The 14636-nt window shown below is 70.2% G+C and carries 15 protein-coding genes; 9 read left to right on the plus strand and 6 right to left on the minus strand.

Features of this window, described 5'->3' with window-relative positions; translation table 11 throughout:
- Positions 1–69 precede the first annotated feature (69 nt).
- Complete coding sequence (locus ACWIGU_RS21800) at positions 70–2751, plus strand: FG-GAP-like repeat-containing protein (RefSeq protein ID WP_454403215.1); 2682 nt, start codon at positions 70–72, stop codon at positions 2749–2751.
- Between the two features lie 263 nt (positions 2752–3014).
- Here ACWIGU_RS21800 and ACWIGU_RS21805 read toward each other — a convergent pair whose 3' ends face one another.
- From ACWIGU_RS21805 to ACWIGU_RS21825, 5 genes are all read right to left on the minus strand, one after another.
- A complete protein-coding gene (locus ACWIGU_RS21805) occupies positions 3015–3779 on the minus strand; it encodes a hypothetical protein (RefSeq protein ID WP_454403217.1) in 765 nt (254 codons plus the stop codon).
- A complete protein-coding gene (locus tag ACWIGU_RS21810; protein ID WP_454403219.1) occupies positions 3779–4339 on the minus strand; it encodes a hypothetical protein in 561 nt (186 codons plus the stop codon). Before ACWIGU_RS21810 ends, ACWIGU_RS21805 begins: the two co-directional genes overlap by 1 nt.
- Positions 4340–4412: 73 nt before the next feature.
- Positions 4413–4922, minus strand: coding sequence for a hypothetical protein (locus ACWIGU_RS21815; protein WP_454403221.1), 510 nt, complete (start codon positions 4920–4922; stop codon positions 4413–4415).
- Positions 4923–5024: 102 nt separating this feature from the next.
- Complete coding sequence (locus tag ACWIGU_RS21820) at positions 5025–5726, minus strand: DUF4328 domain-containing protein (protein WP_454403223.1); 702 nt, start codon at positions 5724–5726, stop codon at positions 5025–5027.
- A 140-nt stretch (positions 5727–5866) separates the two neighbouring features.
- Complete coding sequence (locus ACWIGU_RS21825) at positions 5867–7474, minus strand: beta-N-acetylhexosaminidase (RefSeq protein WP_454403225.1); 1608 nt, start codon at positions 7472–7474, stop codon at positions 5867–5869.
- 356 nt (positions 7475–7830) lie between these two features.
- Here ACWIGU_RS21825 and ACWIGU_RS21830 point away from each other — a divergent pair, with 356 nt between their 5' ends.
- The 5 genes from ACWIGU_RS21830 (at position 7831) to ACWIGU_RS21850 (ending at position 11992) form a co-directional block, all read left to right on the plus strand.
- Positions 7831–8400 carry a 2-oxo-4-hydroxy-4-carboxy-5-ureidoimidazoline decarboxylase gene (locus ACWIGU_RS21830; protein ID WP_454403227.1) on the plus strand — a complete coding sequence of 190 codons (570 nt, stop codon included), beginning with the start codon at positions 7831–7833 and terminating at the stop codon, positions 8398–8400.
- A gap of 172 nt (positions 8401–8572) precedes the next feature.
- Positions 8573–8953: a succinate dehydrogenase, cytochrome b556 subunit gene (sdhC, locus tag ACWIGU_RS21835; protein ID WP_100594758.1), complete on the plus strand. Its 381-nt coding sequence runs from the start codon at positions 8573–8575 to the stop codon at positions 8951–8953.
- Between the two features lie 8 nt (positions 8954–8961).
- Positions 8962–9450: a succinate dehydrogenase hydrophobic membrane anchor subunit gene (locus ACWIGU_RS21840; RefSeq protein WP_454403229.1), complete on the plus strand. Its 489-nt coding sequence runs from the start codon at positions 8962–8964 to the stop codon at positions 9448–9450.
- Between the two features lie 23 nt (positions 9451–9473).
- On the plus strand, positions 9474–11228 hold the full coding sequence (sdhA, locus tag ACWIGU_RS21845; protein WP_454403231.1) for a succinate dehydrogenase flavoprotein subunit: 1755 nt from the start codon (positions 9474–9476) through the stop codon (positions 11226–11228).
- On the plus strand, positions 11228–11992 hold the full coding sequence (locus ACWIGU_RS21850) for a succinate dehydrogenase iron-sulfur subunit (protein ID WP_116510811.1): 765 nt from the start codon (positions 11228–11230) through the stop codon (positions 11990–11992). The genes sdhA and ACWIGU_RS21850 overlap by 1 nt, the downstream gene beginning before the upstream one ends.
- 75 nt (positions 11993–12067) lie before the next feature.
- On the opposite strand, the gene ACWIGU_RS21855 is transcribed toward ACWIGU_RS21850, so the two are convergent.
- Positions 12068–12502 carry an Lrp/AsnC family transcriptional regulator gene (locus ACWIGU_RS21855; protein ID WP_454403233.1) on the minus strand — a complete coding sequence of 145 codons (435 nt, stop codon included), beginning with the start codon at positions 12500–12502 and terminating at the stop codon, positions 12068–12070.
- A gap of 110 nt (positions 12503–12612) precedes the next feature.
- Between ACWIGU_RS21855 and ACWIGU_RS21860 the strand changes: the two genes are divergently transcribed.
- The 3 genes from ACWIGU_RS21860 (at position 12613) to ACWIGU_RS21870 (ending at position 14512) form a co-directional block, all read left to right on the plus strand.
- Positions 12613–13542 (plus strand): SMP-30/gluconolactonase/LRE family protein, encoded by a 930-nt coding sequence (locus ACWIGU_RS21860; RefSeq protein ID WP_454403235.1) that lies wholly within the window; start codon positions 12613–12615, stop codon positions 13540–13542.
- A 44-nt stretch (positions 13543–13586) separates the two neighbouring features.
- The gene (locus ACWIGU_RS21865) at positions 13587–13988 is read left to right on the plus strand and encodes a VOC family protein (RefSeq protein WP_382515909.1); all 402 of its coding nucleotides are present in this window, start codon (positions 13587–13589) and stop codon (positions 13986–13988) included.
- A gap of 110 nt (positions 13989–14098) precedes the next feature.
- The gene (locus ACWIGU_RS21870) at positions 14099–14512 is read left to right on the plus strand and encodes a hypothetical protein (protein ID WP_454403237.1); all 414 of its coding nucleotides are present in this window, start codon (positions 14099–14101) and stop codon (positions 14510–14512) included.
- The last annotated feature ends 124 nt before the right edge of the window (positions 14513–14636 follow it).

The raw sequence follows: 14636 nt of genomic DNA on the forward strand, positions 1-14636 counted from the left end.
AGCCCGCGTAATCCGCGTGCGCGCAGATCACATGCGTACAAACCGCTGAGTCTCAAGCGCAGGGCCTGGGTGACAGTGGGGGCCGTCGTCCTCGGTGGCGCGGGTGTGGTGACGTACGCCATGGCCGACCCGGGGAACGGGGCGTCTCCCCAGGATGAGCCGCGCCGGGCGTCGGCGATCCACACGCTCGGGCTCACCGCCAAGGGCGCGGACCGCAAGGTCGTCCCGCAGAAGTCGACGGACCGCTTCAGCGCCGTCGTCGTCACGTGGAAGAACCCGCACACCACACTCGACGGGACCGCCCAGGTCCGGGCGCGCAACGTCGCGACCGGCGACTGGACGGACTGGCTGACCATGCCGGTCGAGCAGCTCGGCACCGACGGCAAGGAGAGCAGGGCCGGCGGTGGCGTCCGCGGCGGCACCGAGTCCGTGTGGACCGGTGACTCCGACGCCGTCGAGGTGCGGGTCGTGGCCAAGGACGGCACGGCGTCCGACCTGCCGTCCGGCATGGACGTCAAGCTCCTCGACCCGGGCACGCTCGCCCCCGCCAAGGGCGCGGGCGCGGCGCAGCCCGCCGCGTTCTCCGAGGACACGACGCCGCCCGCCACCACCGGATCCCCGTCCGCGGACCCCGCGAGCAGCGCCCCCGCAGCGGCCCCTTCGGACTCCGGCACCCCCTCCGCGCCCGCGTCGTCCTCGGCCTCCGCCGACCCGTCGTCGAGCGCTTCGGCGTCGCCCGAGCCGTCCGAGACGGTCCCGGCCGCCCGCCCGTCGACGGTCGTCAAGCCGCCGGTCATCACGCAGGCCGAGTGGGGCGCCGACACGGACTACAACGGCACGCCCGAGTACGACGACTCGATCAAGGCCGCCGTCATCCACCACACCGGTGTCGACCCCGACAACACGGTGCCCTGCTCGCAGTCGCGCCAGCGGGTGCACACCATCCAGCAGGAGCACATGGCCAAGGGCTGGTACGACATCGGCTACAACTTCCTCGTCGACCGGTGCGGCCAGATCTTCGAGGGCCGCAGCGGCGGGATGGACCTGCCGGTGCACGGTGCCCACGACTACGGCTTCAACACCGACACGGTCGGCATCTCGTACATCGGCAACTTCATGTCGGCGAAGCCCACGAAGGCGGCGCTCAACTCGATCGCCCGCGTCGTCGCCTGGAAGTTCGGCCAGTACGGCATCACCGCGAACAGCAAGGTCACGCTGACGTCCAACGGTGACCAGGGCGTGTCCGACAACAAGATCCCGCTCGGCCAGTCGATCACCCTCGACCGCGTCTTCGGCCACCGCGACACCGGCGCCACGCTCTGCCCCGGTGACAACCTGTACAAGCAGCTCTCCACCATCCGGACCCTGGCCTCGGCCCCGGGCGTCTCGCACGCCCTCGCCACGTCGGACATCTACTCGTCCGCCGCGCCCGCGGCCAAGACCCGCGACGGCCTGCCCGACCTCGTCGCCGGCACCCCCAAGGCGTCCTCCGGCGGCTCCATCACCGTCCTGCCGGGCGGCACGAACGGGCCGGTGTACACGGCGAAGAAGACCCTCACCCAGTCAAGCACCGGTGTCCCCGGCACGAACGAGCCCGGCGACCAGTGGGGCGCGTCCGTCGCCGAGGGTGACATCAACGGTGACGGTTACGCCGACCTCGCGATCGGCCAGCCCGGCGAGGACGACACCTCCGGGCACGCCGACCGCGGCGCGGTCACCATCCTGTACGGACCGGCCCTGAACACCGGCGCGCAGATGAACCTCGACGAGGGCTTCTACGCCAACGGCGCCAAGTACGGCTCCGCCGTGGCGGTCGGCGACTTCAACGCCGACGGTAAGGCGGACGTCTTCGCCTCCTCCACCGGCACCGGCGGCACCTGGACCGCGCGCTACGCCGAGGGCCAGGAGTCCAGCTCCAACATCACCAGCGGCGACACGGCACTCGCCTACGAGGCCGCCACTTCAGGCGACTTCAACCAGGACGGCTACGCGGACGTCGCGCTCAACTACCGCGACTCGACCTCGATCGGCCGGGTCGTCTGGTTCAAGGGCGGCAGGAACGGCCTGACCAAGGCCGGCACGCTAACGGTCAAGGGCGGCCGCTCCATCGCCTCCGGCGACCTCAACGGCGACGGCGTCGACGACATCGTCATCGGCCAGCCCTACACCGCCGAGTCCGGCGCCTACGCGGGCGGCCAGGTCACCGCGGTCTACGGCTCGAAGATCACGTCCACGACGCCCGGCGGCCTGACCGCCACGGGTGCCAAGACGATCCACCAGGCCACCAGCGGTGTCCCGGGCGCGGCCGAGTCCGGCGACGCCCTCGGCAGCTCCGTAGCGGTCGGCGACTACAACGCCGACGGCTACGCGGACGTCCTGGCCGGTGCCCCGAACGAGGACATCACCCGCACCAGCAACCGTTCCAACGCGGGTACGTCGCTGCTGTTCAAGGGCTCGTCGACCGGTCTCACCGGCACCGGCGCCCTCGCGATCTCGCAGGACGAGCCCGGCGTCCCCGGCTCCACGGAGACCGATGACGTCCTGGGCTCCGCCGTCTCCCTCGCCGACCTGTCCGGCTACGGCCGCGCGGACCTGGTGATCGGCGCCGCGGGCGAGGACGCCGGCAACGGCACGCTCCTGTACGTCCCCAGCAACAGCACGGGACTCGGCCTGTCGACGTCCAAGTACTACGGACTGACGCAGCTCGGTACCCCGACCGGCGCCCGCCTGGGCACCACGCTGGCCCCGTAGGCACCACCCACACCGTCTGTACGACCCCGTGCCACCTCTGCAAGCGCCAGAACCTCTCGCCGCGCGGCTCCCGACACTCCCGGGAACCGCGCGGCGAGAGCCGTTTCGGCCCTGGCAGCCCAAGCAGCCCTGTCTGCTTTGTGCCCGTACTTGCGCCGCGGCGCCCGGATGGGTTACGCACTACCTTCCACGGAAGCGGACCCGACCGCAGGAGGGGGCGGCCGGGCCCGGTTCCGTTCAGCTCCGGGGTCGGATCCGGGTGTTCAGACCCCGGCGGCGTTCTCCTCGAACGACACCGCCACGAGCCGGTCGCTGAACCGCCCGGGGCTCTTGACCCCCTCGACCAGCGCGCGCCGCGCACGGACCGCCTCGTCGGTGAGCGTGACCGCGACGACGGGGCAGTCCTCGATCCGGTTCGTGTGCGAGGGCGCGCACTGGCCGATGTCCGCCCGCGTATGTCCCGGGCAGACCGCCCGTTCGGGCAGCTCGATCTCCAGATCCAGGTTCCCGGCGTCCGTGAAGCGGTAGGCGCCCGAAGCCGGCGGGACAGACCGCTGCTTCGCCCCCTTCGTCACCTTCGCCGTCAGCCCGCGCGCCGACGCGATGCGGCCCTCGCCGTGCGGCCCGTACACATCGACCGTGATCCGCCGCTCACCCACCGGCGCGGTCAGCGTCAGCGGCCGCGGTCCCGGGTCGATGACCGCGCTGATGGTGAAGGCAGCCGGACCGTCGAAGCGCGGCCCCGAACTCGAGTACCCGTAAGAGGTCAGCACGAGCGCGGGCGCGGGCGCCTGCTCGCCCTCGCCGCGTGGCGCGGGCCTCACAGGACCCGGCGCACCGCACCCGGCCAGCGCCGCCGTGCTGCCGTCGGGCAGCGCGACATCCTTCAACATGCCTGGTACTACGTGGAGTCGGCCCGTCGGATCGTCGGGCATGCCCCGGTGTGCGGCCAGCGCGACGAGTGCCGCCACGACCGGCAGCGCGAGCGCCGCCCACGCCCGCGGGGAGGGCCCGGAGATCCCGTGCATCAGACGCGGCCCCGCGCCCGCCGCGACACGACGGCCCGCAGGATGCGCCGGCCTTCCGTCGACACGTCGAGCGCCTGGCGCAGGCCGCCCGCGCCCCGGCCCGCGAGCAGCTCCAGAATCTTGACCTGGCGCCGCAGTTCGGCCGCGACCAGCGGGGACATGCCGTCCGTGCTGCCCTCGCGCCGGGACCGCACCGAGCCCGCGCCGTCGTCCATCGTGTCCAGCATGCGGTGGATCTGGAGCGCGCCGACCGAGCAGGCGTCGGCCCACTCGCGCAGCTCGGGCGATGACGGGGTGCTCGGCACGGCGGCCAGCATGCGCCGGGCGAGCCCGGACGCCTCGTCCGCGTCGTCGTCCGGCTGCCCGGCCGGGAACGCGGCCCGCGCCTGCGCCAGGCACTCGCCCCACTCCGGGCCGCCCGCGGCGAGGCTTCCCCACAGCGGGCGCAGCGCCTCGTCGTCCTCGGCGCCCAGCAGCGGCACGCAGCGGTCGAGACAGGCGAGACCGCTGGCCGCGAGACCCCGCTCGTCGGCCTGCGCGATCAGCTCCACCAGGCTCATGAAGTACGCCCTTTCCCTGCCCACCCGGCACTTCGTCCCTACGGGGATCTCTGCGTGCCGGGGCGCAGGAACGTCACAGCGGCGCGACGCCGAGCCGGTCCAGGAAGCGGAAGAAGAGCGGCTCGGCGAACGGGTCGGGGTCCTGGCCCAGGACGTCGGCGAGCGGCCCCGGCTCGACGGTGCGGCCGCACTCCTGCGCCCACGCGACCGCGCGCCGCGCGGCGTCCGCGGGCTCCAGGAAGTAGTCCTCCAGGGTCAGTTCGTCCGCGGAGAGGTATCCGGCCATGGCGTCGCGCGCCAGACACGTCGTCCACGCGCCGCTCTGCGGCGCGGCCGCCTCGATGACGACGCAGTCGCTGTCCATGACGTAGCCGAACAGGGCGGGCGCGCCGGTCTCGGCGGCCAGCGCGTTCATGCTGCCGATGTCGTGGCGCCGCTCCCCGCCGTCCGGGCACTCCCAGACCTGCCAGCCGTCGGCCCGCCGCTCCAGGAGGGTGAGCGCGTCGCGCGCCCCGCCCAGCGCGGCGAGTTCGGCGAGCGGCCGCTCGCTCCTGGCCACGACGTAATAGCCCCAGTAACCCATGCCGGTGTCCCCCCGGTGCCTTCGAAAAACGGCTGATCTCGGCTCGGGCCGAATACACCACAGCCATCCGTGAACGCGCCAGCGAAAACCCGAATCCGGGGATTACGCCGGATCCTGGCCGAGGGGCCCGTGCTCGGGCGCGGGCCCGCGAAGTGCCTTCTCGTTCTGCATGCGGGTCAGGGAGCGGACGAACATGACGGCCGCGACGACGGCGGCGATGTCGAGCGCGTCGGAGAGCATCAGCATCTCCGTGGCCGTCTTGATCTCGCCGATGTCCTCGGCCTTGTCGTACTGGCTGCCCGCGATGCCGCCGATGACATTGCTCACCAGCCACAGCGTCCACCAGCAGTTGATGACGGTGTGCGAGTGCTTCTGCGGGATCAGGCCCGCCTCCGGAACGCTGGCGTCCCAGGTGTCGGTCGCGACCTGGCGCGGCGCCCACAGGTTCACGAAGGGCACGAACCAGCCCCACGAGGCCCAGCCACGCGACCTGCTGTGCCCGTCGGGCCGGAACACCTCGGCGTTGACGCGCACCCGCCGGAACCACACGATGAAGACGACCGCGGTCGCCACCAGCACACAGATCTGCGCGACGCCCGCCGCCCCGTACAGCGAGTCGATGCGGTCGGCGTCCGCCTCACTGCCCGCCGAGAAGTGCCCGGCCACGAAGTCCGCGGCGAGACTGCGCTGCTCGAACCCCACCCACAGCGCGAACAGGTCGATCGCGGCCGTCACTCCCAGCAGGACGACGACAGCCTTCGCGACGCCGACCGGCGACTTGAGCACAGCAGAACTTGTGGACACGACGGACCCCCCACGGGTTCAAGGTGAGCCGGTCGCGCGCATCTCCCCAGAGCGCGTCGGTCACCGCCCAGCGGAACATACGGTTCAGGCCACCGCGCTGTCTACCGCTCAGCCCGCTCGGAAACCGACTGCTCAGCCGCTCAGGACCCCAGCCGGTTCGCGAGCGCCACGAACTGCGGCCACGTCAGCGGAGGCTTGCCCGGGTACCAGAGCTTCTGGATCGTCGCCCGCAGCGGCATGCGGATGCCCTGCGCGACCTGCGCCTGCGTCTGCGCGTTCGCGAGGTCGCACCACACGGCGAACGTGCCGCCCAGGATCTGGCTGTCGTACTTCTGGGGCACCGGCGTCGTGCCGCGCACGACGAGCGGGGTCCAGCTCTCGTAGATCCGCTGCCCGGTCGGGTACACGAAGTCGTTGGGCTGGCCGAGGACGTAGTAGAGGAACTCGTCGTTGTAGTTCGTCATCTTGCGGCCCTCGGCCAGGTACTCCTCCGGCGGGCGCGCCCCGATCTCCTTGCCGGTCCAGTAGGCGACCTCGAGGCTCTTGTCGGCCTGGACGACCCCGCCCCGGAAGAACCCGTCGTTCCACGCCTTGAGGGAGCGGTCGAACGGCTTCATCGTGGCGGCCCGGTCGTTCAGCCAGCCCGTCGCGAGGTCCTCGACCGTCGCGTTCGCCCCGTACTTCTTCCGGGCGGCGGCCGCGAGCTGCGGGAAGGACGCCTCGGGGTTCTTCACCGTCAGGGCCTGGTACTCGTCGCCGCCCAGGTGCCAGAACGCGCCCGGGAAGAGGGGAGCGAACTCACGCAGCAGATCGTCGACGATCTTCGCCGACTCGGGGTTCGAGATGTCGACGGCGCCGCGCGTGGCGACACCTGCCGTGTTCCGCAGCTGGAGCTGGGGGTGCGCGTTGATCACCGCACCGAGGTGTCCCGGCGAGTCGATCTCGGGGACCACGGTGATGTGCCGCTCGGCGGCGAGCGAGACGATCTCGCGGACCTGCGCCTTGGTGAGGTGGTCGGGCGAGACGATCTCGGGGTGCGAGTCCGACTGGATGCGGAAGGCCTGGTCGTCGGAGAAGTGCAGACCGAACTGGTTGTACTTCAGGTCGCCGATCTCCCGGATCCGGTCCTTGATCCACGCGGTCGTGAAGGGCTTGCGCGCGATGTCCAGCATGAATCCGCGCTGCGGCTTCGCCGGCGCGTCCCTCACCACGCCCTCCGACGCGGTCCCCCCGCCGTGCACTTCCTGCTTGAGCGTGCGCGTGCCGTAGAAGACGCCCGCGTCACCCGGCCCCACGATCCGCACCCGGTCGTCCTTCACGGTCATCGTGTACGACTCCGGGTTCCCGCTCCCGCCGAGCGCCAGCTCCACGTCACCGGCGCCGGCCTCGACCTTGCCCGCGTACTTCAGCTTCAGCTCGCCGGCGATGAGCTTGCCCTCGTCGGAGAGCTTCGCGTCCCCGATGACGACACGGCCGCCGCCGGGGCGCCACCCGGGCCCGCGCGCCGCCGTGTGCTCGCGCACGGAGGGGATGGTCTGCGGGGTTTTCGACAGGGGGTACGACTTCGAGGGCGAGGGCTTCGCCGAGGCCGGGGAGGGGGACGCGGTCCTTCCTTCGGAGGGGCGCTCGGCACGGGTGGCGCTGGTGCCGCCCCCGTCACCGGCGCAGCCGGCGAGGACCAGGGTCAGCGCGACCGTCCCCGCCGTGACGGCTCCCGCGCCGGACCTCGATCGACTCCGCGTACCCATCAGTGCCCGCCTTCCGGTTTCGACAGCAACCTCGAGATCGAATTCCGCGTCCTAGGAGGCGACCGTACGGTCCCGTTCCCCAGGCCCCCCGTCCACCACGCGCCCCAAACTCTCCCGTCCGGGTGAAATCGGTGCATCCGCCAGACAGCTCCTGGCACGGATCGCTAGCGTGTACGCATATCCGTCACACCCTCACCACATGTCCCGTGGCACTCCTGACTCACGTCTCGTCCCAGTGTCAGGCCAGTCACGTCCCACGTCTCGCCGAGGAGCACACGCTGCCTTCGCATCGTTTCTCCCGCCTCCCCGGGCATGCCGCCATACCGGTGCAGTCCTCACCAGGGCATTCGTCGCCCGTGCAGTCGTCCCCGCACGGGCTCGCGCGGTTCAACGCGCTGCCCGCGACCGAGGCCGAGCGCGCCCTCCTGGCCTGCTGCGGTTCACTCCAATGGACCCGCCGCCTCGTCGCGCACCGGCCCTACCCGGACCTCGGCGCCCTGCTCGCCGCCGCCGACGAGGCGGTCTACGACTTCGCTCCCGCCGACCTCGACGAGGCCCTGTCCCGCGAGTCGCTCCCCCTGGCCCCGCACGGCTCGTACTCCGTCGCGTACACCGCGCTCGGCGCCGCGCACAGCGCGTACGAGAGCCGGTTCGGTCACGCGTTCGTGATCTGCCTCGACGGCTACGGGCCCCGCGAGGCCCTGGATCAGCTCCTGGCCGGAATCCGGTCACGCCTTGGCAACGATCCCGAGGAGGAGCGCGTCCTGTCCTGGGACGAGCTGCGACGACTCGCCCGGGGACGACTCGCCCGGCTCGTGCGGTCGCTCGATGCCCGGACAGAGCCCCAGGAGGCGATAGACCCGCAGGAATCAGCGGATTCCGGGCGCCCCGACAGCGCGTCCGATAGCCCGTACGTGGCTGTTTGATTGCCTGTTTGATCACACCGGCGGCCCCCGGGCGAGCGAGCCGACAACTCGTCGATACGATGACGAGCGGCCGGTGGACCGTACCCGGCCGGGCCCGACCGACAGAGCAGTTTCTTTTTTAGCGAGAAGACTGGCGGCGCGGCCCCAATCCCCGCTCCCGGAGGGTTCTTCCGTGCCGGCTGGAACGCTGTACCGCGGCCGGGAAGGCATGTGGTCGTGGGTGGCTCATCGAGTCACCGGTGTCCTCATTTTCTTCTTCCTGTTCGTACACGTCCTGGACACCGCTCTCGTCCGCGTCTCCCCCGAGTCGTACGACGACGTCGTTTCCACCTACAAGACGCCGATCGTCGCGCTCCTCGAGTACGGCCTCGTCGCCGCCATCCTCTTCCACGCGCTCAACGGCCTGCGTGTCATCGCCGTCGACTTCTGGTCGAAGGGCCCGCGCTACCAGAAGCAGATGCTCTGGACCGTCGTCGGCATCTGGGTCGTGCTGATGGTGGGCGCGCTGTACCCGGTCCTCGGCCACGCCGTCCGTGAACTCTTCGGGAGCTGACGCCAGACATGTCTGCTGACACCACCCCTGCGAAGACGCCCGGAGTCGGACCCGTCGAGGGCGTCGCCCTCTACGACGTAGACAACCCGGCGCCCCTCATCGAGGCCCCCCGCAAGCGCACCTCGAAGACCCCGCGCTCGACGCGCGGCAACTTCGAGATGGCCGCATGGCTGTTCATGCGCCTGTCCGGCGTCGTCCTCGTCGTCCTGGTCCTCGGCCACCTGCTCATCCAGCTCGTCCTCGACGGCGGCGTGAGCAAGATCGGCTTCGCGTTCGTCGCGGGCCGCTGGGCCTCGCCGTTCTGGCAGGGCTGGGACCTCCTGATGCTGTGGCTCGCGATGCTGCACGGCGCCAACGGACTGCGCACGGTCATCAACGACTACGCCGAGCGCCCGAACACGCGCCTGTGGCTGAAGGGCCTCCTGTACACCGCCACGGTGTTCACGATCCTGCTGGGCACGCTGGTGATCTTCACCTTCGACCCGAACATCCGATAGGCACGGGGCTGAGGCAACCACTCATGAAGATCCACAAGTACGACACCGTCATCGTCGGCGCCGGCGGCGCGGGCATGCGCGCGGCCATCGAGTCGACGAAGCGCAGCCGCACCGCGGTCCTGACGAAGCTCTACCCCACCCGCTCCCACACGGGCGCGGCGCAGGGCGGCATGGCCGCCGCGCTCGCCAACGTGGAGGAGGACAACTGGGAGTGGCACACCTTCGACACGATCAAGGGCGGTGACTACCTGGTCGACCAGGACGCCGCCGAGATCCTCGCGAAGGAGGCCATCGACTCCGTCCTCGACCTGGAGAAGATGGGCCTGCCGTTCAACCGCACCCCGGACGGCACCATCGACCAGCGCCGCTTCGGCGGCCACTCGCGCAACCACGGCGAGGCCCCGGTCCGCCGGTCCTGCTACGCCGCGGACCGCACCGGCCACATGATCCTTCAGACGCTGTATCAGAACTGCGTGAAGGAGGGCGTGGAGTTCTTCAACGAGTTCTACGTCCTGGACCAGCTCATCACCGAGGTCGACGGCGTCAAGCACTCCGCCGGTGTCGTCGCGTACGAGCTGGCGACCGGCGAGATCCACGTCTTCCAGGCCAAGTCGGTCATCTACGCCTCGGGCGGCACCGGCAAGTTCTTCAAGGTGACGTCGAACGCGCACACCCTGACCGGTGACGGCCAGGCGGCCTGCTACCGGCGCGGTCTGCCGCTGGAGGACATGGAGTTCTTCCAGTTCCACCCGACCGGCATCTGGCGCATGGGCATCCTTCTCACGGAGGGCGCCCGCGGTGAGGGCGGCATCCTCCGCAACAAGGACGGCGAGCGCTTCATGGAGAAGTACGCGCCCGTCATGAAGGACCTCGCGTCCCGTGACGTCGTGTCCCGCTCCATCTACACGGAGATCCGTGAGGGCCGCGGCTGCGGTCCCGAGGGCGACCACGTCTACCTCGACCTCACGCACCTCCCGCCGGAGCAGCTCGACGCCAAGCTCCCGGACATCACGGAGTTCGCGCGCACGTACCTCGGCATCGAGCCCTACACGGACCCGATCCCGATCCAGCCGACCGCGCACTACGCCATGGGCGGCATCCCGACGAACGTCGAGGGTGAGGTCCTGTCGGACAACACCACCGTCGTCCCCGGTCTGTACGCCGCCGGCGAGGTCGCCTGCGTCTCCGTGCACGGCGCCAACCGCCTCGGCACCAACTCGCTGCTCGACATCAACGTCTTCGGGCGTCGTGCGGGCATCGCGGCCGCCGAGTACTCCGAGAAGGCCGACTACGTCGAGCTGCCCGAGGACCCGGCATCGCTGGTCGTCGAGCAGGTCGAGCGGCTGCGCAACTCCACGGGAACGGAGCGCGTCGCGGTGATCCGCAACGAGCTCCAGGAGTGCATGGACGCCAACGTGATGGTGTTCCGCACCGAGCAGACGATCAAGACGGCCGTCGAGAAGATCGCCGAGCTGCGCGAGCGGTACAAGAACGTCTCGATCCAGGACAAGGGCAAGCGGTTCAACACCGACCTCCTGGAGGCCATCGAGCTGGGCAACCTGCTCGACCTGGCCGAGGTCATGGCGACCTCCGCCCTGGCGCGCAAGGAGTCCCGCGGCGGCCACTACCGCGAGGACTTCCCGAACCGCGACGACGTCAACTTCATGCGCCACACCATGGCGTACCGCGAGGTCGGCGACGACGGCTCCGAGTCCATCCGTCTGGACTACAAGCCGGTCGTCCAGACCCGCTACCAGCCGATGGAGCGTAAGTACTGATGGCTACCCCGACCATGGACAAGCTCGAGGCTCTCGAGGCGGACAACGGCTCGCACCTCATCACGGTCACCTTCCGCATCCGCCGGTTCAACCCGGAGGTCTCCGCGGACGCGGTCTGGGAGGACTTCCAGCTCGACATCGATCCGAAGGAGCGTGTCCTCGACGCCCTCCACAAGATCAAGTGGGAGCTCGACGGCTCGCTGACCTTCCGGCGCTCCTGCGCGCACGGCATCTGCGGCTCGGATGCCATGCGCATCAACGGCCGCAACCGCCTGGCCTGCAAGACGCTGATCAAGGACATCAGCCCGGAGAAGCCGATCACGGTCGAGGCCATCAAGGGCCTCACGGTCCTCAAGGACCTCGTGGTCGACATGGACCCGTTCTTCCAGGCCTACCGGGACGTCATGCCGTTCCTGGTCACGACGGGCAACGAGCCGACGCGCGAGCGTCTGCAGTCCGCCGAGGACCGCGAGCGCTTCGACGACACGACCAAGTGCATCCTGTGCGCCGCGTGCACGTCCTCGTGCCCGGTGTTCTGGAACGACGGCCAGTACTTCGGCCCGGCCGCGATCGTCAACGCGCACCGCTTCATCTTCGACTCGCGTGACGAGGCGGGCGAGCAGCGCCTGGAGATCCTCAACGACAAGGACGGCGTGTGGCGCTGCCGCACGACGTTCAACTGCACGGACGCCTGCCCGCGCGGTATCGAGGTCACCAAGGCGATCCAGGAAGTCAAGCGCGCGCTGATCACGCGCCGCTACTGACCTTCCCGGTCGTACATCTCGTACATCCCTGAGGGCCCCGCCCCGGTTTCGCACCGGGGCGGGGCCCTCGGTGCGTCACGTGGCGACCGGCCGCTCGAAGAACGTCTCCAGGGCCACCGTCGCCTGCGTACCGCTGACGCCCTCGATCGCGTACAACCGCCGCAGCACGTCCTGGAGTTGCTGCGTCGTCTCCGTTCGCACCTTCACCAGGACCGACGCGCTGCCGGCGATCACGTGCGCCTCCTGGATCTCGGGGATCGCGGCGAACTGCCCGGCCGACTCGCCCATCCACGACGACGACTCGACCATCACGAACGCGAGCACCCCCTGCCCGAGCGCGGCCGGGTCCACGTCGACGGTCGTCCGCCGGATCACGCCCCGCTCACGCAGTTTGCGCACCCGCTCGTGGGCCGCGCCCGCCGAGAGGCCGACCTCCTTGCCGAGCGCCGCGTACGCCGTCGTCGCGTCGTGCTGGAGGAGCGCGACCAGCTTCCGGTCGATGTCATCCACTGCCACTGTGATCCACTCCCGCTCGGCCGACCATGGCGTAACCATATCCCGTTCTGCCATAGTCCCATACGACAGGACGTCATTCGGTCTACAGTTCTTGGGGGCTAACCATGTCTGGCCAGAACCAGCCCAGCGTGTACGAGATTCTGGACGAGCGCTTCCGTACCGGACGGTGCGCCTTCGGGGATGACAGTCTCACCACCCTGCACACCGGCAGCCGTTGGGCCGAAGGCCCCGTCTACCTGCCCGCCTGGCGCCAGCTCATCTGGAGCGACATCCCGAACGACCGCCTGCTGCGCTGGGACGAGGCGACCGGCGCGGTCAGCCTCTTCCGCGATCCCGCCGGACACACCAACGGCAACACCCTCGACCGCGAGGGGCGCCTCATCAGCGCGGAGCAGGGCGGCCGTCGCGTCACCCGCACCGAGGCCGACGGGCGCATCACCGTCCTCGCCGACCGCTTCGAGGGCAAGCGGCTCAACAGCCCGAACGACGCGGTGGTCCGCTCGGACGGCTCGATCTGGTTCTCCGACCCGGACTTCGGGATCACCAGCGACTACGAGGGCTTCCGCGCCGAGTCCGAGATCGGCGCCGACAACGTCTACCGGATCGACCCCGCCACCGGCGAGGTGCACCAGGTGGCCGACGGCTTCGGGGCGCCGAACGGCCTCGTCTTCTCGCCCGACGAGCGCCAGTTGTACGTCTCGGACACCCGGGCCGGATGCATCCGCGTCTTCGACGTCCTCGACGACGGCGAGAGCCTGAGTGACGGCAAGGTCTTCGCCGAGACCAGCGGCGACGACGGCCGCTTCGACAACATCCGCTTCGACGACGGCGGGCGGCTGTGGGCCGCCGCCATGCACGGCGGCGTGCACTGCTACGACCCGGACGGCACGCGGATCGGCCGCATCAACGTCCCGGAGCCGGTCTCCAACGTCGCGTTCGGCGGCCCCAAGAACAACATCCTCTTCATCACCGCGACGACGTCCCTGTACTGCCTGATGACCTCCGTGACCGGCGCGCCACGTATCCGCCGCTGACGATGTGCTGTCCGGTTCGCGCTGATCATGGCTAATGTGACGGTATGTCACTTGAGCTTGAGCTGCTCGGCTTCGACAACGTGCTGTTCCCCGTCGGCGATCTCGGCGAGGCGGTCTCCTTCTACGAGCGGGCCGGCTTCCGCGTGAAGTTCCGCCTCGACGAGGCCGGGATCGCCCTTCTCGAAGCCGGTAAGGAGACGCCCGGCGTACTGCTGCGCGCGGAGGAGGACTTCGGCCGCCGGCCTCCTCCGTGGCCGGGGCCGCGTGTATGGCTGGAGGTGCGCGACGCGAAGGCGGCGGCCCGCGCGCTGACGGAGGCCGGGATCCCGCCGGTCGACCCGCCGTTCTCCACCTCCACCGGTCACGTCGTGGAGATCGCGGATCCATGGGGCAACGTCATCGGCCTCACGGACTATCTCAAGCGGCCCGAACTGGCACGGAGTTGACGTCCGGGTTCACCGGTTCCCGACGGCCGACCCTCGCTTGAACATGTTCAAAAACAGGTCTACAGTCCTTCTCGACAGCGTTTTTGAACGCGTTCAAGGAGGGGTGGGGAATGGACCTCACAGTCGTCGCATACGTCGTCTACCTCGTCGTCAGCATCAGCCTGACCGTCTGGGTGGCGCGCACCCTGAGCCGTAACGGGAGGATCTTCCTCGCCGACGTGCTGCACGGGAACGAGAAGCTCGCGGAGGCCGTCAACCACCTGCTGGTGGTCGGCTTCTACCTCGTCAACCTCGGCTTCGTGGCGCTCTACCTGAGCGGGGACGACGAGATCGCCGACACCCGCGGCATCTTCGAGGCCCTGTCGACGAAGCTCGGCGTGGTGCTCCTGGTGCTGGGGGTCATGCACCTGGGGAACGTGTGGGTGCTCAACAAGATCCGGCGGCGGGGGGTCATGGAGCGGGAGCAGCAGCCGCCCGTTCCCCCGCAGGGCTGGGCCGCTCCGCCGGAGGCCAAGGCGTGGTGACGGCGCTGAGCGGGGTCGCGGGGCGGGGGGGCCCCCGGGGGCCCCGCCGGGCGCGCGCGGGCCCCAGAGACCGGCCGCACCCCCCCCGGCCGGAGACGCAGGGACAGGGATGCACGCCCCCCCC

The organism is Streptomyces sp. NPDC055400, assembly GCF_053644375.1.

Coding starts and splice junctions, on each gene's coding strand:
- ACWIGU_RS21805 (WP_454403217.1), bottom strand. CDS start 3,779: ATGCACGGGATCTCCGGGCCCTCCCCGCGGGCGTGGGCGGCGCTCGCG.
- ACWIGU_RS21810 (WP_454403219.1), bottom strand. CDS start 4,339: ATGAGCCTGGTGGAGCTGATCGCGCAGGCCGACGAGCGGGGTCTCGCG.
- ACWIGU_RS21815 (WP_454403221.1), bottom strand. CDS start 4,922: ATGGGTTACTGGGGCTATTACGTCGTGGCCAGGAGCGAGCGGCCGCTC.
- ACWIGU_RS21825 (WP_454403225.1), bottom strand. CDS start 7,474: ATGGGTACGCGGAGTCGATCGAGGTCCGGCGCGGGAGCCGTCACGGCG.
- ACWIGU_RS21840 (WP_454403229.1), top strand. CDS start 8,962: ATGTCTGCTGACACCACCCCTGCGAAGACGCCCGGAGTCGGACCCGTC.
- sdhA (WP_454403231.1), top strand. CDS start 9,474: ATGAAGATCCACAAGTACGACACCGTCATCGTCGGCGCCGGCGGCGCG.
- ACWIGU_RS21850 (WP_116510811.1), top strand. CDS start 11,228: ATGGCTACCCCGACCATGGACAAGCTCGAGGCTCTCGAGGCGGACAAC.
- ACWIGU_RS21860 (WP_454403235.1), top strand. CDS start 12,613: ATGTCTGGCCAGAACCAGCCCAGCGTGTACGAGATTCTGGACGAGCGC.
- ACWIGU_RS21865 (WP_382515909.1), top strand. CDS start 13,587: ATGTCACTTGAGCTTGAGCTGCTCGGCTTCGACAACGTGCTGTTCCCC.
- ACWIGU_RS21870 (WP_454403237.1), top strand. CDS start 14,099: ATGGACCTCACAGTCGTCGCATACGTCGTCTACCTCGTCGTCAGCATC.